General features: G+C 74.5%; 18 protein-coding genes and 1 pseudogene. 14 read left to right on the forward strand and 5 right to left on the reverse strand.

What is annotated here, in order from left to right; genetic code table 11:
- Positions 1-18: 18 nt before the first annotated feature.
- Positions 19-1,218, reverse strand: a complete 1,200-nt coding sequence (locus OG937_07205) for a CoA transferase (GenBank protein WUD71490.1) — start codon at positions 1,216-1,218, stop codon at positions 19-21.
- Positions 1,219-1,358: 140 nt separating this feature from the next.
- On the opposite strand from OG937_07205, the gene OG937_07210 reads away from it, so the two are divergent.
- From OG937_07210 to tgmB, 5 genes are all read left to right on the forward strand, one after another.
- Positions 1,359-2,264, forward strand: a complete 906-nt coding sequence (locus tag OG937_07210; protein WUD71491.1) for an amidohydrolase — start codon at positions 1,359-1,361, stop codon at positions 2,262-2,264.
- Positions 2,261-2,815, forward strand: coding sequence for a GNAT family N-acetyltransferase (locus tag OG937_07215; GenBank protein WUD71492.1), 555 nt, complete (start codon positions 2,261-2,263; stop codon positions 2,813-2,815). Before OG937_07210 ends, OG937_07215 begins: the two co-directional genes overlap by 4 nt.
- A gap of 173 nt (positions 2,816-2,988) precedes the next feature.
- On the forward strand, positions 2,989-4,476 hold the full coding sequence (locus OG937_07220; protein ID WUD71493.1) for a cryptochrome/photolyase family protein: 1,488 nt from the start codon (positions 2,989-2,991) through the stop codon (positions 4,474-4,476).
- Between the two features lie 243 nt (positions 4,477-4,719).
- Positions 4,720-4,911 (forward strand): putative ATP-grasp-modified RiPP, encoded by a 192-nt coding sequence (gene tgmA, locus OG937_07225; protein WUD71494.1) that lies wholly within the window; start codon positions 4,720-4,722, stop codon positions 4,909-4,911.
- 14 nt (positions 4,912-4,925) lie between these two features.
- A complete protein-coding gene (tgmB, locus tag OG937_07230; GenBank protein ID WUD71495.1) occupies positions 4,926-5,882 on the forward strand; it encodes an ATP-grasp ribosomal peptide maturase in 957 nt (318 codons plus the stop codon).
- On the opposite strand, the gene OG937_07235 is transcribed toward tgmB, so the two are convergent.
- Complete coding sequence (locus OG937_07235) at positions 5,849-7,069, reverse strand: saccharopine dehydrogenase NADP-binding domain-containing protein (GenBank protein WUD71496.1); 1,221 nt, start codon at positions 7,067-7,069, stop codon at positions 5,849-5,851. The two genes, tgmB and OG937_07235, sit on opposite strands and share 34 nt — an antisense overlap.
- A 118-nt stretch (positions 7,070-7,187) precedes the next feature.
- Here OG937_07235 and OG937_07240 point away from each other — a divergent pair, with 118 nt between their 5' ends.
- The 6 genes and pseudogenes from OG937_07240 to OG937_07265 all read left to right on the forward strand — a co-directional run bounded on the left by OG937_07240 (position 7,188) and on the right by OG937_07265 (position 14,125).
- Entirely contained in the window at positions 7,188-7,898 is a 711-nt protein-coding gene (locus OG937_07240) for a TetR/AcrR family transcriptional regulator (GenBank protein ID WUD71497.1), read from the forward strand.
- 202 nt (positions 7,899-8,100) lie between these two features.
- A complete protein-coding gene (locus tag OG937_07245) occupies positions 8,101-8,907 on the forward strand; it encodes a DUF3152 domain-containing protein (GenBank protein ID WUD71498.1) in 807 nt (268 codons plus the stop codon).
- A 153-nt stretch (positions 8,908-9,060) separates the two neighbouring features.
- Positions 9,061-10,168 (forward strand): annotated as a pseudogene (locus tag OG937_07250) (spore photoproduct lyase family protein).
- A 126-nt stretch (positions 10,169-10,294) separates the two neighbouring features.
- Complete coding sequence (locus OG937_07255; protein WUD71499.1) at positions 10,295-10,930, forward strand: TetR/AcrR family transcriptional regulator; 636 nt, start codon at positions 10,295-10,297, stop codon at positions 10,928-10,930.
- Between the two features lie 49 nt (positions 10,931-10,979).
- The gene (locus tag OG937_07260; GenBank protein WUD71500.1) at positions 10,980-13,226 is read left to right on the forward strand and encodes an MMPL family transporter; all 2,247 of its coding nucleotides are present in this window, start codon (positions 10,980-10,982) and stop codon (positions 13,224-13,226) included.
- A gap of 167 nt (positions 13,227-13,393) precedes the next feature.
- Positions 13,394-14,125 carry a uracil-DNA glycosylase gene (locus tag OG937_07265; GenBank protein WUD78660.1) on the forward strand — a complete coding sequence of 244 codons (732 nt, stop codon included), beginning with the start codon at positions 13,394-13,396 and terminating at the stop codon, positions 14,123-14,125.
- 3 nt (positions 14,126-14,128) lie between these two features.
- Here OG937_07265 and OG937_07270 read toward each other — a convergent pair whose 3' ends face one another.
- The gene (locus OG937_07270; GenBank protein ID WUD71501.1) at positions 14,129-15,007 is read right to left on the reverse strand and encodes a hypothetical protein; all 879 of its coding nucleotides are present in this window, start codon (positions 15,005-15,007) and stop codon (positions 14,129-14,131) included.
- Positions 15,008-15,121: 114 nt separating this feature from the next.
- Between OG937_07270 and OG937_07275 the strand changes: the two genes are divergently transcribed.
- Positions 15,122-15,565, forward strand: a complete 444-nt coding sequence (locus OG937_07275) for a YchJ family metal-binding protein (GenBank protein ID WUD71502.1) — start codon at positions 15,122-15,124, stop codon at positions 15,563-15,565.
- Positions 15,566-15,879: 314 nt separating this feature from the next.
- Here OG937_07275 and OG937_07280 read toward each other — a convergent pair whose 3' ends face one another.
- The gene (locus OG937_07280; protein ID WUD71503.1) at positions 15,880-16,593 is read right to left on the reverse strand and encodes a response regulator transcription factor; all 714 of its coding nucleotides are present in this window, start codon (positions 16,591-16,593) and stop codon (positions 15,880-15,882) included.
- The gene (locus OG937_07285; GenBank protein ID WUD71504.1) at positions 16,590-17,471 is read right to left on the reverse strand and encodes a histidine kinase; all 882 of its coding nucleotides are present in this window, start codon (positions 17,469-17,471) and stop codon (positions 16,590-16,592) included. Before OG937_07285 ends, OG937_07280 begins: the two co-directional genes overlap by 4 nt.
- A 161-nt stretch (positions 17,472-17,632) precedes the next feature.
- Here OG937_07285 and OG937_07290 point away from each other — a divergent pair, with 161 nt between their 5' ends.
- A complete protein-coding gene (locus OG937_07290; protein ID WUD71505.1) occupies positions 17,633-18,340 on the forward strand; it encodes an ABC transporter ATP-binding protein in 708 nt (235 codons plus the stop codon).
- Complete coding sequence (locus tag OG937_07295) at positions 18,337-20,649, forward strand: FtsX-like permease family protein (GenBank protein ID WUD71506.1); 2,313 nt, start codon at positions 18,337-18,339, stop codon at positions 20,647-20,649. The genes OG937_07290 and OG937_07295 overlap by 4 nt, the downstream gene beginning before the upstream one ends.
- The last annotated feature ends 112 nt before the right edge of the window (positions 20,650-20,761 follow it).

A 20,761-nucleotide genomic window follows, 5' to 3' on the forward strand; every position in this document is an offset into this window, starting at 1 on the left:
CTTCCGCCGGTGGCCCGGCTACGGGAGCCGGTCCCCGGCCTGCTCGACGAGGGTGGTGTTGGGCGGCGCGGCCCCGGGGGCGGGCGCCGGCAGGTCCCAGTCGCGGGCGACCTCGGCGGTGTGCGCGCCGGGCATCGCGGGCGGACGGCGCAGCGCCCCGGGGGTGGCGGAGAAGCGCGGGGCGGGAGCGGGCTGGGTGATGCCGCCGGCGCCGGCGAAGGTGCCGCGGGCGGCCAGGTGGGGGTGGGCCGCGGCCTCCGTCAGCGACAGCACCGGCGCCGTGCAGGCGTCGCTGCCCTCGAAGACCTCCGTCCACTCCTGGCGGGTACGGGACTTGAAGCGGGCCGCGATCACGGCACGCAGCTCGTCCCAGCGTCCGAGGTCGCCCCGGTCCGGGGCGTCCTGTGGGAGGTCGAGCAGCCGGGCGAACTCCGCGTAGAAGGCGGGTTCCAGGGCGCCGACGGCCATCCAGCCGCCGTCGGCGGTCTCGTAGACGGCGTAGTAGGGGCAGCCGCCGTCCAGCAGGTTGGCGCCGCGCCGGTCCTGCCAGCCGCCGGCGGCGACCATGCCGCGGATCATCGCGCCGAGGTGGGCGACGCCGTCGACGATGGCCGCGTCGACGACCTGTCCGGTGCCGGTGGCGCGGGCGTGGTGCAGGGCCGCGAGGACGCCGGTGACGAGGTAGAGGGAGCCGCCCGCGTAGTCGCCGAGCAGGTTGGCCGGGACCGCGGGCGGTCCGTCGCCGGAGCCGATCATCCCGAGGGCCCCGGCGACGGCGATGTAGCCGATGTCGTGCCCGGCGCGCGGGGCGAGCGGCCCGTCCTGGCCCCAGCCGGTCATCCGGCCGTAGACGAGGCGGGGGTTGCGGGCGTGGCAATCGGCGGGACCGACGCCGAGGCGTTCGGCGACGCCGGGGCGGTTGCCCTCCAGCAGGATGTCGGCGCGGGCGGCGAGGTCCAGGACCAGCCGGGCGCCCTCCTCGCTCTTGAGGTCGGCGACCACGGAGCGCTTGTTGCGGTTGGTGACGTCGTGCGCCGGGTCGATGCCGAGCCGTGAGCCGCCGGGCCGGTCGACGCGGACGACGTCGGCGCCGAGGTCGCCGAGCAGCATGGCGGCGAACGGGGCCGGGCCGATGCCGGCCAGCTCCACCACGCGCACACCGGCGAGCGGCCCGCCGGCGGAGGCCGCTTCCCCGGGTCGCGTTCCCGCCTCGGTCATCGGGGGCCTCCGGCTTCGCAACGAGCATGACAGTATTGCTGTAACACTGGCGATGCTATGGATGCGCGATGCCGTTGACAAGGGCCGCAGCCCCGGCGGGCCGCGGTTCGTGTGAGGATCACCGCCATGGAGGAGGCACAGTGGCAGAGGTGACGGACGTGGCGCCGCCGGACGACGCCGTACGGGTGAGGGAGCTCTGGCAGGGCCTGGGCCTGCCGGGGATCGTGGACGTGCACACGCACTTCATGCCGGACCGCGTGCTGGCCAAGGTCTGGGCGTACTTCGACTCCGCCGGCCCGCTCACGGGCCGGCGGTGGCCCATCGCGTACCGCACCGACGAGGACGCGCGGGTGGCCACGCTCCGGGCGTTCGGGGTGCGCGCCTTCACCTCGATGCTCTACCCGCACAAGCCCGCGATGGCCGCCTGGCTGAACTCCTGGGCCGCCGGCTTCGCCGCCCGGACGCCCGACTGCCTGCACACGGCGACCTTCTTCCCGGAGCCGCAGGCGCCGGGCTACGTCCGGCAGGCGCTGGAGGCGGGCGCCCGGGTCTTCAAGTGCCACGTCCAGGTCGGGGCCTTCGACCCCAACGACCCGCTGCTCGACCCCGTCTGGGGGCTGCTCGCGGACAGCGGCGTCCCCGTCGTCACCCACTGCGGGTCGGGGCCCGTCCCCGGCCGCCACACCGGTCCCGGCCCGATCGCGCGGCTGCTGGCCCGGCACCCCCGGCTGCGGCTGGTCGTCGCCCACATGGGGATGCCCGAGTACGGGGCGTTCCTGGAGCTCGCCGGGCGGTACGAGGGCGTGCACCTGGACACGACGATGGCCTTCACGGACTTCAGCGAGGCCGAGGCGCCCTTCCCTCCCCCGGAGCGGGGGCGGCTGGCCGACCTCGGGGAGCGCGTCCTGTTCGGCAGCGACTTCCCCAACATCCCGTACGCGTACCCGCACGCCCTGGAGGCGCTGACGCGGCTGGAGCTGGGCGACGCGTGGACGCGGGGCGTCCTGCACGGCAACGCCGTCCGGCTGTTCGGGCTCGCCAGGTGACGCCGCCCCTGCGGCCCGGCGGCCCCGAGACGCTCACCACGCCGCGGCTGGTGCTCGAACCGCTGCTGGTGGAGCACGCCGAGGAGATGACCGCCGTGCTCGGCGACCCCCGGCTCCACGAGTTCACCGGCGGCACGCCGTACGACGCGCCGGGCCTGCGCGCCCGCTACGCCCGCCTGGTCGCCGGCTCCGGGGACCCGAGCGTGTCCTGGTGGAACTGGGTGATCCGGCTCCGCGCGGACGACCGCCTCGCGGGCACCGTGCAGGCGACGGTGGCGTGGGACACGCCGGACGGCACGGTCGCGGAGGTCGCCTGGGTGGTCGGGTCCCCCTGGCAGGGCCGGGGCATCGCCACCGAGGCGGCCGTCGCCCTCGTCGCCTGGCTCGCCGCGCTCCCCGTGGACCGCGTCGTCGCCCACGTCCACCCCGGGCACCACGCGTCCGGGGCGGTCGCCGCGGCCGCGGGCCTGGCCCCCACGTCCCTCGTCGTGGACGGCGAGATCCGCTGGCAGCGTGACGTCACCCCGCCCGGCGGCGCACAGGGCGGGTGACGCGGCCCGGGGCGCCCACTCCGGTACTCCGGTACTCCGGTACGACGACACGGCCGGACCGCCACGGGCGCCGTTGCGGGCGCCGGGCACCGCCGTGCTGAAGGATGTCCCCCGCCCGGGACATCCCGCACATCCCGGACGTCCCGTCCGACGTCGCACCGGAGGCAGCCCGCATGGCGCCACGTCCGCACTGGCTCTTCGGCGACCAGCTGGGGCCGCACTTCCTCGACCCCGGCGTCCCCGTGGTGATGATCGAGGCGCGCTCGGCGTTCGCCCGGCGCCGCTCGCACCGGGCCAAGGCCCATCTCCTGCTGTCCGCGATGCGGCACCGGGCGGCCGAACTCGCCGACCGCGTGCGCTACGTGCGGGCCGACACCTACCGCGAGGGGCTGCGCGAGGCGGTCGGCGACGCGGGCGTGACCGTGTGCCGGCCGAGCTCCCGGCCCGCGCTGCGGCTGGTGGAGTCGCTGGACCGGGTCGAGGTGCTGCCGGACCGCGCATTCCTGGTGCCGCGCGAGGACTTCGCCGGGTGGCTGGAGGGCCGCTCCGGCGGACGCCTGCTGCTGGAGGACTTCTACCGCTGGGTGCGCCGCTCCCACGACCTGCTGATGGACGGCGGCGAACCGGCCGGCGGCCGCTGGAACCTGGACCACGACAACCGGGAGCCGCCGCCGCGCGACCGGGACGGTCTCGGGGTGCCGCCGCCCTGGCGGCCGCACGAGGACGCGATCGACGAGGAGGTGCGGCGCGACCTGGACCGCTGGGAGCGCGAGGGCCGGGTCCGCTTCGTGGGACGCGACGGCCCCCGCATGTTCCCCGCGACCCGGCGCGAGGCCCTGTCGGCGCTGCGCACCTTCGTCGCGCACCGGCTGCCGGAGTTCGGGCGCTACGAGGACGCCATGCTCGCCGGGGACCCGGTGATGAGCCACAGCCTGCTCTCCGCCCCCCTGAACCTGGGGCTGTTGCACCCCGCCGAGTGCGTCGAGAGGGCGGAGCGCGCCCTGCGGTCCGGTGAGGCGCCGCTGAACAGCGTGGAGGGCTTCGTCCGGCAGGTCGCCGGATGGCGGGAGTACGTACAGCAGTTGTACTGGCACTTCGGCGCCGGCTACCGGCACCGCAACGAACTGCGCCACCACACACGGCTGCCGCGCTGGTTCCTGGAACTGGACGCGGAAGCGGTGCGGGCGCGCTGCCTGTCGACGGTGCTGGCCCAGGTCCGCGACACGGGGTGGACCCACCACATCCCCCGGCTGATGGTGCTGGGCAGTCACGCCCTCCAACACGGCTGGGACCCGGCGGAGTTGACGGACTGGTTCCACCGCTGCTTCGTCGACGGCCACGACTGGGTGATGGCGCCGAACGTGGTCGGGATGTCCCAGTACGCGGACGGCGGGCTGATGACCACCAAGCCGTACACCTCGGCCGGCGCCTACATCCACCGCATGAGCGACCTGTGCGAGGGCTGCGCCTACCGGCCCGCCGAACGGACGGGCGAGCGCGCCTGCCCGTACACCACCGGCTACTGGTCCTTCGTGCACCGGCACCGGGACCTGCTCGCCGCCAACCACCGTACGGCGAGGGCGGTTCGGGGGCTGGAGCGGCTGGGGAACCTGCCCGAGGTGCTGGCCCTGGAGGAGGACCGCGGACGACGAGCTCCGTGACGGTGCGCAACCTCGGCCGTGCAGGGGGTACGCGAACACCGGTGCCCCCTGGCGATACCTACGAACGAGAGTCGCCTCGTCACTCTGTGTAGCGAACTCAATGCACTTCAGGCACGTATAGTTACCTGCGTCACACCGGTAACAGGGAACGGTTCAGGGGCCCATGTGAGTCTCATACGTAGGGCCGCAGTTGGGCACTGGAGCTGGTTGCTGCCCGACGCGCAGGAGTAGTGAGGAGAAGCCATGCGACCGTTCGCGCTGATTCATGCCCGGCCGGCCACACCCGAAACATTTGTCTCGCCGTACACCTACGATTCCGCCCTGCAGCTGAACGTGCTCCCCGACGGACGCCCCGTCATCACCGACCGCGCGCTGCTGCTCGCCACGGCCGCCACCGTCTCCACCGCAGGCTCCAAGACGCACTTCGACGACTGAGCACCCCGAACCCGATGACCGTCCTGATCCTCACCTCACCCGAGGACGTGACAGCCGACCTGGTGGTGGCCGCGCTGCACGACCGCGGGACGCCGGTGGTCCGCCTGGACCCTGCGGACCTGCCCGGCGAGGTGTCCATGTCCGCCGAGTACGTACGCGGTGACGTACGCGGGTACCTGTCGGTCCAGGAGCGCATGGTGAGCATGGACAGCGTGCGCTCGATCTGGATCCGAAGACCCGGCACACCCGGCGCGGGCGCGGCGGAGCAGTCCGCGTGGCTGACCGCCGAGGCCGGCGGAGCACTGTACGGGGCGCTGCGCTGCGTGCGGGCCCGGTGGATGAACCACCCGGGCGCCGCGGCGCAGGCCCGTTACAAGCCGTGGCAGTTGTTCACCGCGCACCACTGCGGGTTCGCGGTCCCCGCCACGCTCATCACCACCTTCCCGCAGGCGGCAAGGGAGTTCGCCGAGCAGCATCCGCGGCTGGTCGTCAAGTCGGTCTCCGGCACGCACCCGGGCGATCCGCCGATGGCGCTGCCGACCACACTGGTCGCCCCGGACGCCGACTTCTCCGCGGTGGCCGCCGGGCCGACACTGCTGCAGCAGTACATACCCAAGGCCGCCGACATCCGGCTGACCTGCGTGGGGACGGGGCTGTTCGCGGCCCGCAAGAAGTCCGGCCCCGACCAGGTCGACGGCCGGTTCGGCAGCCCCGAGGACGCCGACTGGGAGCCCGTCGAGCCGCCGGCACGCATCGCGCGCTCGGTGCGGGAGTACATGGCCGCGGCCGGACTCGCCTACGGCGCCTTCGACTTCGCCGAGGACACCGACGGGACCTGGTGGTTCCTGGAGTGCAACCAGGGCGGGCAGTTCGGCTTCGTCGAGCTGGCGACGGGGCAGCCCATCACCGCGGCCATCGCCGACTGGCTGGCCGGCTGTCAGGACTCCCGTACGCCCCACGGGGCGCCGTAGGAGCTCAGCAGGTCGAGGAAGGGACGGGGTGCGAAGGCCTCCGGGCCGAGGACCCCGCTGCCCTCCCAGGTGCCCGCGGCCATCAGTTCCAGCGCCACGACGGGGTTGACGGCCGTCTGCCAGACGACGGCCTGCGAGCCGTACTCGCGCATCGACCACTGGTTGTCGACGACGTGGTACAGGTACACCTCGCGCGCCCGACCGTCCTTCGTCCCCTTGACCCACGTCCCGGCGCAGGTCTTGCCGTGCATGCGCTCGCCCAGCGTCGCCGGGTCCGGCAGGCAGGCGGCCACCACGTCCCGCGGGCTGACCCGGGCCGCTCCCAGGTCGCTGCTCACCGCGACGGGTTCGGTACGGTCCAGGCCGAGCTGGTGGAGGGTCCTGAGGGTGCCGATGAACTCCTCCCCCAGGCCGTACTTGAAGGTGACGCGCCCCGCGTCGACCCAGCGCGGCATGAGCAGCACCTCCTCGTGCTCGACGTTCACGCAACTGACGGGGCCGATGCCCTCGGGGAAGTCGAAGACCTCGGGCTCGCTGAAGGGCGGGGTCGTGAACCAGCCGCGTCCGGCCTCGTAGACCACCGGCGGGTTGAGGCACTCCTCGATGGTGGTCCAGATGCTGAACGACGGTGCGAAGTCGTAGCCGTCGACGGTGAGGTTCGCGCCGTCGCGCACCCCGATCTCCTCGATCGCGTCGAACAGCTCGTCGGCGGCGTAGCGGGCGAAGACGTCCGACAGGCCCGGCTCCACGCCCATCCCGACCAGGGCCAGCCGTCCGGCCTTCTCCCATTCGGCGGCCCGCTCGAACTGCGCGTCGCCGAGCTTGACCCCGCACTCCTGATAGGGGCGCTCCGGGTGCGGGCGGGACAGCGACATCGCCATGTCGAGGTAGTCGGCGCCGGCGGTGAGGGCGGCGCCGAACAGGGGCATCACGAAGCGCGGGTCGGTGGCGTTGAGCAGGACGTCGCAGCGCCGCTCGGCAAGCAGCGCGGCGACCGCGGCCTCGTCGGAGGCGTCGACGCGGGCGGCGGAGAACCGGCCCGTCCCGTCGTCCGCGGCCGCGACCGCGGCCTCGGCGCGGGCGAGGTCCCGGTCGGCGACGACGATGGCCTCGAAGAACGAGCGGCGGGCGGCGATCCGGGTGATGGCGGTACCCACTCCGCCGGCTCCCACAAGCAGTACACGCATGGCTGTCAAGTCTCCGTTTCCGAGGCGGAGGCGCCTCTGCCCAGGGATGAAACGCCGCCGCGAGACGTATGGTCAATGGTGTTGGCATAAGGTCGGCCCAGACGGAAGGGAGGGGCGCGTGCCCAAGAAGGTCGTCCAGGAGGCGGCACGCCGGCGCCGCCGCCCCACCAGGAGCGGGGCGGTGCTCTCGCACCGGCTGATCGTCGACACCGCGCTGCGGATGCTGCGCGAGCACGGCTCCGCCGGGCTGACCGTGCGCCGGCTGGGCACCGCGCTCGGCGCCGACCCGAGCACGCTGTACCGCTACTTCCGCGGCATGGACGACCTCACCCTGGCCATCGCGGACGACCTGATGGGCCGGGCGGTGGAGGGCTGGCGGTCCACCGGCACCTGGCGCGCCGACCTGCACGACCTGGGGCTGCGCATCCACACGGCGTACCTCGCCCATCCGCAGGCGGCGGTGCTCACCGCCAGCCGGGTCTCCGGCCGCGCCCACGAGACCGCGGCCGACGAGACCGTCCTGGGCATCCTGCGCACCGCCGGGTTCCCCGACCCCGCCGCGGTCGCGATCTACCAGGCCTTCATCGACCAGGCCCTGGCCTTCGCGGCGCTGGACGCGGCGACCCTGGCCCTGCCCGAGGCCGCCCGGTCCGCCGACCGGGACGTGTGGCGGGAGACGTACGCGCGCCTCCCGGCGCGGACCCATCCGCACATCGCGGCCACCGCCGGCCTGCTGGTCGACCGCATGAACCGCAGCGCCTACCCCACCGCCCTCGACATGCTCCTGGACAGCGCCGCGGCCCGGCTGGCAGCGTCGCGGGAAGCCTGAGGGCTCACCTCCCGTTCACCTCCCTGCGCATACTTGAAAGCCGGACCTGCCTGTGACCTGCGCGGGTCCGGGTTCGCCGGAGCACCCGTCGAGCCCTTCCGCCGGCGTCGCGCTGCCCGCAGGCATGACCGCACAACCGTGAGAGGAGCGTGAGCTCCGGCGCCCACCGCCGGTTCACACGCGGCCGTATGGAGTACGACGTATGAAGCACCGCCGGACGGACCGAGCCCCCGCGACGAAGCCCCGGTGGCGTGTGACGGTGCCGCGCCTCGCGGTCCTCGGGGTCTGCGCCGGCGCACTGTGCGCGGTGCCGGCCGTTCAGAACGCCCACGAGCGGGCGGTCCCCGCGGCCGGACGGCACGGCCCGGCCGCCTCCGCCCTGCCGCCTTCGGCACCCCCACGGACGCCGACGCCGACGGCAACGCCGACCCCGACCGCGACCCGGGTGCCGGAGCACGGCGACGGCAGGTTCACCAAGGCCCCCGGCAGCCGGCGGACCATCGGGCACGGCACCCCGCTGCGGTACGGCGTGGAGGTCGAGGACGGCACCGGGTTCTCCGCCGCCTCGGTGGCCGCGGAGGTCGACCGCATACTCGCCGACAAGCGCGGCTGGACGACGGCCGGCGCCGCCTTCCGGCGCGTCGCCGCGCCGCCGTACGACTTCCTCGTACGGCTGGCCACCCCGGACACCACGGACGCCCTGTGCGCGCGGTACGGCCTGGACACCGGCGGCGAGGTCAACTGCAGCGGCGGCAAGGACGTCGTGGTCAACCTCAAGCGCTGGGTGCTGCTGAGCCCGTACTACAAGGGCCGCCCGGCCGAGTACCGCGCCCTGATCGTCAACCACGAGGTCGGCCACCGTCTCGGCCGCGGCCACCGTGGCTGCCCCGGTCCCGGGCGGCCCGCCCCGGCGATGATGCAGCAGATCAAGGGCCTGCACGGCTGCGTCGCCAACGCCTGGCCATACGACCGGCACGGCCGGATGATCACCGGCCCCGCCGTCCCGTGACGGGCGGCCGGGCCGCGCCCGGGCCCGGCCCCGCGGCCCGGCCGGGAGGCGACCGCGACGCCGCACGCCGGCTACCCGGGCGGCCCCGCCCGTCCGGGTAGGGTCGGGACGGTGGCACCGGAACCGGACGGGCTCTTCCCGCTCGACGACGTCCTGCCCGCGCGGCACACGGCGGGGGGCGGCGCGTCCTTCCGCGACTCCCCCGCCGCCGCCCGTCTGCTGGACGTCCGCACCGTCTACGCGGAGCCGGAGGCGGCCGCGTCCCCGCGGGGGCGGGAGATCCTCGCCCGCTTCCCGGACGCCGTCGTCGTCGAGGTGCCGTCGCACTGGCGGATCCCGGGCCTGCACGGCAACGAGGGCAACGCCGCGCGCTGGGTGCGGGTGAAGACGCGGACCCTGGTCCTCGGGGTGAAGAAGACGCTCACCGTCCGCCCCAACGGCCGCTCGGCCGACTGGATCGCGCCCGGCGCCTCCAACGGCTGCGCCCTGGCCTGCGCCTACTGCTACGTCCCGCGCCGCAAGGGCTACGCCAACCCGGTCACCACCTTCACCAACATCGACCGCGTCATCGGCCGCATCGCGCGGCACGTCGCCGGGCAGGGCCGCAAGCCCGCGCCGAACCAGTGCGACCCGCGGGCGTGGGTGTACGACATCGGCGAGAACGGCGACTGCTCGGTGGACGCCCTGATCAGCGACAACACCGCCGACCTCGTATCGGCCTTCCGGCAGTGGCCCACGGCGAAGGCCTCCTTCGCGACCAAGTTCGTCAACCCCGACCTGCTGCGGCTCGACCCCCGGGGACGCACGAGGGCTTCTCGCTGATGCCGCCCGAGGACTCCCGGCTGCTGGACGTCCGCACCAGCCCGGTGGCCGAACGGATCGCCGCCGCGGGCGACTTCCTGGAGGCCGGGTACGAGGTGCACCTCAACCTGTCGCCGGTCGTCGTACGCCCCGGCTGGCAGGCCGCGTGGGCGGAGCTGTTCCGGCACCTGGACGACGTCCTCCGGCGGCGGTGAAGGCCCAGGCCGCGGCCGAGGTGATCATGCTCACCCACAACGCCGGGCTGCACGGGGTCAACCTGGGCTGGCATCCCCGGGCCGAGGAACTGCTGTGGCGCCCCGCGCTGCAGGAGCCGAAGCGCTCGCAGAACGGGGACCTGAACATGCGCTACCGCGCCGCGGAGAAGGCGGCGTCCGTACGCCGGCTGCTGGCGCTCGCCGCGGAGCACGCGCCGTGGCTCCGCATCCGCCACGCCTTCTGAGGCTTCCTCCGGGAGTTCCCGTCCACGGCGTGACACAGACCACGTACGAAACCGTTTCGTTTCGATGGACTCCGACCCTATGCTCAGACGAGTACGAAACCGTTTCGTTTAGGAGGGAGAGGGCCCATGCCCGCACCGGTCACCGCCCCGGTCACCGCCCGCCGCGGCAGCCGCCTCACCCCGGAACGCGAGGCCGCGGTCTACGCGAGCACCCTCGACCTGCTCCGGGAGGTCGGCTACGAGGCCCTGACCATGGACGCCGTCGCCGCCCGCGGTCACTGCAGCAAGGCCACCCTGTACCGCCAGTGGGGCGGCAAGGCCGAGCTGGTCGCCATGGCGCTGCGGCACGAGAAGCCCGTCAGCGCCGGGGACGTCGACACCGGGAGCCTCCGCGGCGACCTGCGCGCCCTGCTGACCCTCGAGGACGACCGGCGGCTGGAGCGCGACTGCGCGCTCATGCGCGGTCTGGCCATGGCCCTGCACGCCCACCCCGACCTGCTGCACGCACTGCGCGAGGTCATGATCCAGCCGGAGCGCTCGGGCCTGGACGCCCTGCTGCGGCGCGCCGTCGACCGCGGGGAGATCAGCGCGGACAACCCGGCGATCCCCTACCTCGTGCAGATGCTGCTGGGCGCCTTCGCCACCCGGCAGGTGCTCGAAGGCGTCCCGCCCACCCAGAGGTACCTGCTGGCCTTCCTCGACGCGGTGATCCTGCCCGCGCTCGGCGTCCGCCCCGGCCCCGTTCCCGCGCCCGCTCCCTGACGGCGCCCCTCCTCCACCGACCCACGAACCCGACAGGGAGTACGCCCCCGTGGCCACATTCCTCTACCGGACCGGCCGGTTCGCCTTCCGGCGACGGCACTTCGTCGTCCTGATCTGGGTGGCGCTGCTCGCCCTCGCCGGTGTCGACGCCGCCAACGCGCCCGCCGCGGGCAGTTCCTCCTTCTCCGTGCCCGGCACCGAGTCCCAGAAGGCCTTCGACCTCCTCGACGAGCGCTTCCCCGGCGCCGGATCCGACGGCGCGACCGCCCGCGTGGTCTTCAAGGCCCCCGCCGGCGGGAAGATGACGGAGAGCACCAACAAGAAGGCCGTCCGGCAGGTCGTGAAAGAGCTGCGGCAGGGCACCGAGGTCGCCTCCGTCGACGACCCGTACACGGCCAAGGCCGTGAGCGAGGACCGGACCGTCGCCTACGTCCGCGTGGCGTACGAGGTCCCCGGCATGGAGCTGCGGGACTCCTCCCGCGAGGAACTGGAGACCGCCGCCGGGCACGCCCGCGACAGCGGGCTGACCGTGGAGATCGGCGGTGACGCGCTCCAGACGAGCCCGGAGACCGGGTCCACCGAGGTGATCGGCATCGCCGTCGCCGCCGTCGTCCTGGTGATCACCTTCGGTTCGCTGGTCTCCGCCGGCCTGCCCCTGGTCACGGCGCTGATCGGCGTCGGCATCGGCGTCAGCTCCATCACCGCGCTCGCCAGCGCCCTCGACCTGGGGTCCACCACCTCGATCCTGGCGATGATGATCGGCCTGGCCGTGGGCATCGACTACGCCCTGTTCATCGTGTCCCGCTTCCGCGCCGAACTCGCCGAGGGGCGGCAGGGCGAGGAGGCGGCCGGCCGCGCCGTCGGCACCGCGGGCTCCGCCGTGGTCTTCGCCGGGCTGACCGTCGTGATCGCGCTCGTGGGGCTGTCGGTCGTCAACATCCCGATGCTGACGAAGATGGGCGTGGCCGCCGCCGGCACGGTCGTCATCGCGGTCCTCATCGCCCTCACCCTGGTGCCCGCCCTCATCGGCTTCGCCGGCCGGCGCGTCCGGCCGGCGGACGCCGGGGGCCTGTTCCGCCGCCGCGACGGGAACGCGCACCACGCCCACCGCAGGCCCCCCACGGAGCGTCCCAACATGGGCACCCGCTGGGCCCGGTTCGTCATCCGGCGGCCCGTCGCCGTCCTGCTCGTCTGCGTCGCGGCGCTCGGCGCGGTGGCCGTGCCGGCCGCGTCGATCGAACTCGGCCTCGGCGACGACGGCTCCCAGCCCGTCTCGACGACCCAGCGCCGGGCGTACGACCTGCTGTCGGAGGGCTTCGGCCCCGGTTTCAACGGGCCGCTCGTCGTGGTCGCGGACGTCAAGGGCGCCGCCGACCCCCGGGGCGCGGTCCGGGAGGCCATCGCGGACATCAAGGGGCTCGACGACGTGGCGGCCGTGACCCCGGCGACGTTCAACAAGGCCGGGAACACCGCGATCATCAACGTGGTGCCCGCGTCCAAGCCGAGCAGCGCCGAGACCGAGGACCTGGTCAAGGCGATCCGCACCACGGGTGACGGGATCACCGAGCGCACCGGTGCCAAGGTCTCCGTCACCGGCACCACGGCGCTGAACATCGACACCTCGCAGAAGCTCACCGACGCGCTGCTGCCCTACCTGGCGCTCGTCGTCGGCCTCGCCTTCGTGCTGCTGATCGTCGTGTTCCGTTCGGTGCTCGTCCCGCTGAAGGCCGCCCTCGGCTTCCTGCTCTCGGTGGCCGCGGCCCTCGGCGCGGTCGTCGCGGTCTTCCAGTGGGGCTGGCTCGCCTCGCTCCTGGGCGTCGAGCAGACCGGCCCGATCATGTCGATGATGCCGATCTTCCTCGTGGGCGTGGTCTTCGGCCTCGCCATGGACTACGAGGTCTTCCTGGTCACCCGGATCCGCGAGGCGCACGTCCACGGCGAGCGGCCCGGGCAGGCCATCGTCACCGGCTTCCGGCACGGCGCCCGGGTGGTCACCGCCGCCGCGGTCATCATGATCGCCGTCTTCGCCGGGTTCATCGGCTCCGGCGAGGCGATGATCAAGTCGATCGGGTTCGGGCTGGCGATCGCGGTCTTCTTCGACGCCTTCATCGTGCGCATGGCCATCGTCCCCGCGGTGCTCGCGCTGCTGGGCAGGCGCGCCTGGTGGCTCCCGTCCTGGCTGGACCGGATCCTGCCGAACGTCGACGTCGAGGGCGAGGGGCTGCGCCCCGTGTCCGCCGCGGACGGGGCGGAACCGTCCGGTGCGGCGGCGGAACCGGAGCCGGCCCGCGCCTGACCCCACGCCCGACCCCGCGCTCTCCCCGGCGCGTTCCCCCGGCCCCGCCGCGCCCCTGCGGCGGGGCCGGGGGCCTGGTGGGTAGCGTGGGGGCGGGCCCTGCGACCGCCGTACGGGCCGCGAAGGGACGGCGCACGGTGCAGCAGGAATCGGCGGACTTCCCCGCCCTGGCCGCGCCCGGTGCGGGGGACCTGGCCGCGCTCGACGAGCGGCTGACCGGCTGCCGGGCCTGCCCGCGGCTGGTCGCCTGGCGCGAGGAGACCGCCCGGGTCCGGCGCCGCGCCTTCGCCGGGTGGGAGTACTGGGCCCGTCCCGTGCCGGGCTTCGGCCCGCCGGACGCCGCGCTGGCCCTGGTCGGTCTGGCCCCCGCCGCGCACGGCGGCAACCGTACCGGCCGGATGTTCACCGGCGACCGCTCGGGCGACGTGCTGTTCGAGGCGCTGCACGCCGTCGGCCTGGCCTCCCAGCCCACCTCCACGGAACGCGGCGACGGCCTGGAGCTGTACGGGGTACGGGTGACCGCACCCGTCCACTGCGCGCCGCCCGCCAACAAGCCCACCCCCCAGGAGCGGCTGACCTGCCGCCCCTGGCTGGTGCGTGAGCTGGAACTGCTGCGGCCCACGCTGCGTGCGATCGTCGTCCTCGGCGCGTTCGGCTGGCAGGCGCTGCTGCCCGTGCTCGGCGGCGCCGGGTACCGGCTGCCGCGGCCGCTGCCCCGGTTCGGGCACGGCGCGCACGTGGAACTGGCGGCCCCCGCGGAAGGGGAGCCGCCGCTGCACCTGTTCGGCTGCTACCACGTCAGCCAGCAGAACACCTTCACCGGGCGGCTCACCCCCGCCATGCTGCGCGAGGTCCTCGCGACGGCCGCCGCGCGTGCCGGGCTGCCCGTGACCCGCTGAGACTCAGCCCGCGGCGCGCACGATCGCGCCGGCGACCACGGGCAGCGAGCCCGGGTGGTCCGCCAGGAACAGGTTGGGCTCGATGAGCTCCAGTTCCATCACGCACGGGGTGCCGTCCTCGGCGTCGACCAGGTCCACCCGGGCGTAGAGCAGCTCCGGCGTGCCCGGTACGGCTGCCAGCGCCCGCTCCGCGGCGGCCAGTTCGGCCTCGGTCGGAATCCAGGGGCGCACCCCGGGGTGGGCGACCTTGCGCTGGTCGTAGCGCGTGTCCGGGGACAGCACGGCGTTCTTGGCGATGGCGTGCAGGAACCGGCCGCCGAGGAAGACCAGGGCGCGCTCGCCGGTGGTGTCGATCCGCGGCATGTAGGGCTGGACCATCGCGGTGAGGCCCTCCTCGTGCATCCGCGCCACGTGCGCCCGCGCCTCCTCGTGCTGGCCGGGGCGGTAGCGCGCGGCGTAGCGGGCGCCCGCGCCCGCGGCGGGCTTGACCACGAAATCCCGGTCGCCGGGCAGCCCGCCGGTGCCGCCGCCCGGCGGGAGGTAGCGGGTGGCGACCGCGGGCACGCCGAGGGAGGCCAGCTCGCCGAGGTAGCGCTTGTCGGAGTTCCAGCGCACGACCGCGGGCGGGTTGAACAGGGTGGTCGCGGCGCCGCAGCGGTCGGCCCAGGCCAGGAACTCCTCGGTGCGCACGGTGTAGTCCCAGGTCGACCGTATGACCACCAGGTCGAACCCGGCCCAGTCGACGTCCGGGTCGTCCCAGTGCACGATGACGGCCTCGGCGCCCGCCGCCGCGACGGCGTCCCGCAGCAGGGGCAGGTCGCGGTCGACGGCGCCCTCCGGAAGGTGCGCGGTGGTCACCAGGGCGATCCTCGGCTGCGGCACGGGGGCTCCTCGGGGTCGGGCGGAGATCTTGCCGTCCCGCAGGCTACCCGGGGGGAATCGCCGGTGGTCACGGGGCCTCCGGGCACGCCCACGGCAGCCGTGCACAATGGCGGCATGCCCAAGTCCCGCCCCGGCCGCCGTTCCGCCCCGCGCCCCCACTCCCGTCCCGTGCCGCACTCCCCCGGCACGCCCTGCCCCTGCGGGCTGCCCGCCACGTACGGCGACTGCTGCGGCCGCTACCACTGCGGCCACGCCGCCGCCCCCACCGCCGAGGCCCTGATGCGCTCCCGCTACAGCGCCTACGCGGTGCACGACGCGGCGTACGTACTGCGCACCTGGCACCCGGAGACCCGGCCCGCGGAGCTGGACCTCGACCACCACCTGCGCTGGGAACGGCTGGAGATCCTCGCCACGACCGACGGCAGCGCCTTCCACAGCGAGGGCACCGTCGCCTTCCGCGCGCACTACAGCCTGCGCGGCGAGCACGACGCGATGGAGGAGAACAGCCGCTTCGTCCGCCACGACGGCGCCTGGGTCTACGTGGCGCCCCTGCCCTGAGCGCGTCCCGGCGAGGGCGCACCGCCCGGGGAGCCCTCGGCACCGAGCGTCCCGGGCCGCACCCTCACCAGACCCGTCTGCCGGGGCTCATCGCCCCGGGAGCCCCGGCGGCGTCACCATCGCCGCGGCGGCACCTCCCCGTGCCGGAACCCGTCCGCGCGGCGGACTGCGCCTGACGCCGCGGAGGTTCACACCCCGCCGGCCGCGCCCGGCGCCTGAGCGCGGTCCTGGAGCACCGACCCGCGCACGGGCTTCGGGAGGGCGCGGGTGCCTCGCGGACCGGGCGCCTCACCGGCCGTCCGAAGGCGGCGGGGTCACCGCTCCGGGGAGCCCCCGGCACCGAGGCCGCGCGGCCGCACCAGGCCCGTCTCGTAGGCCAGCACCACCGCCTGGGCCCGGTCGCGCAGCGCCAGCTTCGCGAAGATGCGGGCGACGTGCGACTTCACCGTCGCCTCGCTCAGCGTCAGTTCCGCGGCCAGTTCGAGGTTGGACAGGCCGCGGCCCAGCAGCGTGAGGACCTCCAGCTCACGGGGGGTCAGGGCGGCGAGGTCGGCGTGGACCGAAGGCCCGTCCTGCGCGGCCGCGGCCCCGGACGCGAAGCGTTCCACCAGCCTCCGCGTGATCGACGGCGCCAGCAGGGCGTCCCCCGTATCGACCAGCCGTACGGCCGCCGCCAGGTGCTCCGGGGTGACGTCCTTGAGCAGGAAGCCGCTCGCCCCCACCGACAGCGCCGTGTAGACGTAGCGGTCCAGGTCGAAGGTGGTCAGGATGAGCACCCGGCACTGCGGGGTCCGCTCCAGGATGCGGCGGGTGGCCTCCAGGCCGTCCATGACCGGCATGCGGATGTCCATCAGCACGACGTCCGGCCGCAGCCGGTGTGCCTCGGCGACCGCCTCCGCGCCGTCCGCGGCCTCGCCGACCACCGTGATGCCGCGCGCGGTGAGGATGAGCCGGAAGCCCGTCCTGATGAGGGTCTGGTCGTCGGCGATCAGCACGCGGGGGGCCGCCCCGTCCGCGGCCGCCGTCACGGCCGGTCCAGCGGGATGCGCGCCCTGACCCGGTAACCGCCGCCGAGGCGGCGCCGGGCGTCCAGGTCTCCCCCGTACACCGCGACCCGTTCGCGCAGGCCCAGCAGACCGCGTCCGGTGCCCTCACGGCGGCGCGCCACGGCGCGGGCCGGCGCGGACTGCGCGGGCTGCGCGCTCCCGGCTCCGTTCAGCACGCTGGGGCCGGTGTTGAGCACCTCGACGCGCAACGCACGCTCCGCGTACCGCACCGTCACCTCCGCCTTCCCTCCGTCGCCGTGCCGGAGCGCGTTGGTCAGCGCCTCCTGGACGATGCGGTACGCCGTCACGTCGATGCCCTGCGGCAGGGGGCGCGGTTCGCCGGAGACGCGCACCTCGACGGGCAGCCCGGCGAAGGAGACCCGGTCGACGAGCGCCCCCAGCCGGTCCAGGCCGGGCTGCGGGGCCAGCGCCTCGACGCCCTCGTCGCCGGACCCACCCGGAGCAGGCTCCCCGGCCCCGGCGTCCTCGCCGTCCACGCCGTCCGGGGACGGCGCCAGCAGTCCCAGCAGGTGCCGGAGGTCGGTCATGGCGCCGCGCCCCGCGTCCTCGACCGCCCGGAGCGCCGCCGCGGCCTCGTCCGGCATGGTGCCCAGCACCTCACGCGCCGCCCCGGCCTGGACCACCATGAGGCTGACATTGTGACTGACGATGTCGTGCAACTCCCGCGCGATCCGGTCCCGTTCGGCCGCCACCGCGGCGCGCGCCGCGCTCTCCCGTTCCCGCTCCAGCAGCCAGCCGCGTTCCCCCACGGCCGCCTGCCAGCGGCGCCGCGTGCGCACCAGGGCCACCGCCAGGCACACGGCGGCGAAGCACGCCACCCCCAGCGCCACGACCAGCACGTCCGGCTCCCCCCTTCGCCACGGGATCACCTTCGCAGACGACCACCCCGGACGCATCAGCCCCTGGATGCAGGGTTCCTGCATCCCCAGGATGAGATCCCCGGCAAGGTGCCATCCGGGGAGGGATGTCCAGGCCGCGCCGCACACCTAGCGTCCTGTGCATGGTCACTGAGGACAACAGCGGGAAACCCGTCGTACGGCTCGACGGCGTACGCAAGGAATACGGCGAGACGACGGCCCTGAACGGCGTCACGCTGGAGATCCGCGCCGGGGAGGCGGTCGCGGTGATGGGCCCCTCGGGGTGCGGCAAGTCCACCTTGCTCAACATGATCGCCGGTCTGGACCGGCCCACGTCCGGCACGGTGCTGGTGCACGGCGAGGACGTGGGGCGGTTGAGCGAGCGGGGCCTCGCCCTGTACCGGCGGCGCCGCATCGGCATGATCTTCCAGTTCTTCAACCTCGTCGACGACCTGTCCGCGCTGGACAACGTCGCGCTCGCCGCCCAGTTGACCGGCACCCCCGCCCGGCCGGCCCGGCGGCGCGCCCTGGAACTCTTCGAGGAACTCGGCATCGCGGACCGCGCGAACGCCTATCCGGCCGTGCTGAGCGGCGGCGAACGGCAACGCGTCGCCGTGGCACGCGCCTTGATGAACCGGCCCGCCCTGCTGCTCGCCGACGAGCCGACCGGCGCCCTGGACAGCCGCGCGGGCGAGCAGGTGATGGACCTGCTCCTCGACCTCAACCAGATCGGGCAGACGCTCGTCCTGGTCACGCACGACGAGCACCTCGCGCGCCGCTGCGCCAGCCGCCTGGTCACCCTCGCCGACGGCCGGGTGACCGGGCAGCACACCCTGGAGCCGTCCGCATGAGGGCGGTGTGGCGGGCCGCGCGGGCGGCCGTACGGCGGCGCAGGCTCCAGACCCTCGTCATCGCGCTGGTCACCCTGACCTCGACGGGCGCGATCGTCGTCGCGCTCGGACTGGTCGACGCGGCCTCCGCGCCCTTCGACAGGGCCTTCGGCAAGCAGCACGGGCCCCATGTCGTGGCCGCGTTCGACCGGTCCAGGACCTCGGACGCCCAACTGGCCGAGGCGGCAAGGGAACCCGGCGTAGAGGCCGTCTCCGGACCGTTCCCGCAGGCCACGGTCGAGCTGCCGCGGGACACCGCCAAATACGGGGTCTTCGGCGAGGTCACCGTCGTCGGCCGGGCGGAGCCGGGCGGGGCGGTGGACCGGCTGGACCTCTGGGCGGGCCGCTGGGCGACCGCGCCCGGCGAGGTGGTCCTCAACCGGCAGCCGGACTGGACCGCCGACGACCTGGGCAAACGCATCCCGGTCCCCTCCGGTCCCACGCTCACCATCGTGGGCTTCGCCTTCGACCTGAGCCGCACCGCCGACGCCTGGGTGGCGCCCGCCCAGATCGACGCGCTGCACCCGGCCACCACGCAGCTGCTCCTCCGCTTCTCCGACGCGTCGTCGGATGCCCGGCTCCGCGAGCAGCTCGGGACGGTGACCGCACGGCTCCCGCAGGGCGCGCTCGCCGGTTCCGAGTCGTACCTCACGCTCAAGCACCGGATCGGCGGGGCGGCGCGGGCGTACGCGCCGTATCTGATGGCCTTCGGCATCCTCGGCATCGTGGTGTCCGTGCTGATCGTGGCCAACGTGGTGAGCGGCGCCGTGATCTCCGGCTTCCGGCACATCGGCATCCTCAAGGCCCTGGGGTTCACACCGGGACAGGTGCTCGCCGTGTACCTGGTGATGGTGACCGCGCCCGCGGTCCTGGGCTGCGCCGTCGGCGTGGTCGCCGGGAACCTGCTGGCGGGGCCCTTCTTCGAGTTCACGTTCACCGGACCCGACGCGGGCGTGTTCCACGACAGCGTCGGCATCGCGCCGTGGGTGAACGTGCTCGCCCTGCTCGGCATGCCGGCCGTCTGCGTCCTCGCCGCGCTGGCCCCCTCGCTGCGCGCGCACCGGCTGTCCGCGGCGCGGGCGATCAGCGCGGGCACCGCCCCGCGGGCGGGGCGCGCCCTGGGTGTCCAGCGACGCCTGGCCGGCAGCCGGCTGCCGCGTTCGGTGAGCCTCGGCCTGGGGCTGCCGTTCGCCCGGCCCGGCCGCAGCGCCCTCACGGTGGCCGCGGTGGTCCTGGGCGTGACCACGGTGACGTTCGCGTCCGGCCTGGCCACGACGATGACCCGGTTCGGCAGCGCGGGCCGGGACGCGTACCAGGTCACCGTGTACGCGAGCAACGTGCGGCACGGCGAGGTCGTCGACCCGGAACACACGGACCCCGAACTCGGCTCCCTGCTCGGCTCGTTGCCCGGAGTCGCAGGGATCACGGCCCGGGGGGACGTGGAGGTGACGGTCGCCGGTTCCACGCGCAAGGCCATGCTCGAGGGCCGCCGCGGCGACGGGCCCGAACTGGACGGCGTGCTCACCGAGGGCCGCTGGATGCGACGGGCCGGAGAAGTCGTCGCGGGGACGGCCTGGCTCCGGCAGTCGGGCGTGCGCGTCGGCGACGACGTGCGGCTGCGGAAGGGCGACCGGAGCGAGGAGGTGACCGTCGTCGGCGCGTTCATGGAGAGCAACGGCGAACTGCTCGTCGCCGACTGGCCGACGTTCACGGCGCTCGCCCCCGAGGAGAAGCCCATCGCCTATCACGTCAAGCTCCGCGACGGCACCGACCCGGCCGCCTACGCCCGCGCGGCCGCGGCCGCCGACCCGGGCGTCAGCCCGGCCGTCACGGGCCCGAACGCCATCACCCAGACCGTCGTCGGCTCCGCCTCGGTGCTCACCGCGATGCTGGCCGTCGTCGCGTCGCTCGGCGTCTTCAACACGGTCGTCCTCAACACCCGCGACCGGCGCCGCGACCTGGGCATGCTCAAGTCCATCGGGATGACCCCGCGGCAGGTCACGGTGATGATGACGACCTCGATGGCCGCCCTCGGCGCCCTCGGCTCCGCACTCGGCGTCCCGCTGGGCATCTGGGGCTACCGGCAGGTCGTCCCGCGCATGGTGGACGCGGTCGACCTGACCCTCCCCCCGTACATGACGGACGTCTGGCACCCCCCGGCCCTGACCGCCCTCGCCCTGACGGGCATCGCCATCGCGGTCCTCGGCGCCTACCTCCCCGCCCGCCGTGCGGCCCGCCTGACCATCGCGCAGGTCCTCCACAACGAGTGACGGCGTGCCCGCGAGCCGCCCCCGCGCGCCACGCCGGGCGCGGGGATGGCGGGTTCCCGCGGGCATCGCCCAGCCCACGCCCGCCGGTCGGCCGCACAGGGTGTCCCGGCGT

The sequence above is a fragment of the Streptomyces sp. NBC_00510 genome (assembly GCA_036013505.1).
In the GTDB taxonomy this organism is placed as follows: domain Bacteria; phylum Actinomycetota; class Actinomycetes; order Streptomycetales; family Streptomycetaceae; genus Actinacidiphila.

Excerpts from the sequence above, each read along its gene's own strand:
- tgmA (WUD71494.1), top strand. The coding sequence starts at position 4,720 with ATGCGACCGTTCGCGCTGATTCATGCCCGGCCGGCCACACCCGAAACA.
- OG937_07220 (WUD71493.1), top strand. The coding sequence starts at position 2,989 with ATGGCGCCACGTCCGCACTGGCTCTTCGGCGACCAGCTGGGGCCGCAC.
- OG937_07245 (WUD71498.1), top strand. The coding sequence starts at position 8,101 with ATGAAGCACCGCCGGACGGACCGAGCCCCCGCGACGAAGCCCCGGTGG.
- OG937_07205 (WUD71490.1), bottom strand. The coding sequence starts at position 1,218 with ATGACCGAGGCGGGAACGCGACCCGGGGAAGCGGCCTCCGCCGGCGGG.
- OG937_07255 (WUD71499.1), top strand. The coding sequence starts at position 10,295 with ATGCCCGCACCGGTCACCGCCCCGGTCACCGCCCGCCGCGGCAGCCGC.
- tgmB (WUD71495.1), top strand. The coding sequence starts at position 4,926 with ATGACCGTCCTGATCCTCACCTCACCCGAGGACGTGACAGCCGACCTG.
- OG937_07235 (WUD71496.1), bottom strand. The coding sequence starts at position 7,069 with ATGCGTGTACTGCTTGTGGGAGCCGGCGGAGTGGGTACCGCCATCACC.
- OG937_07275 (WUD71502.1), top strand. The coding sequence starts at position 15,122 with ATGCCCAAGTCCCGCCCCGGCCGCCGTTCCGCCCCGCGCCCCCACTCC.
- OG937_07290 (WUD71505.1), top strand. The coding sequence starts at position 17,633 with ATGGTCACTGAGGACAACAGCGGGAAACCCGTCGTACGGCTCGACGGC.
- OG937_07295 (WUD71506.1), top strand. The coding sequence starts at position 18,337 with ATGAGGGCGGTGTGGCGGGCCGCGCGGGCGGCCGTACGGCGGCGCAGG.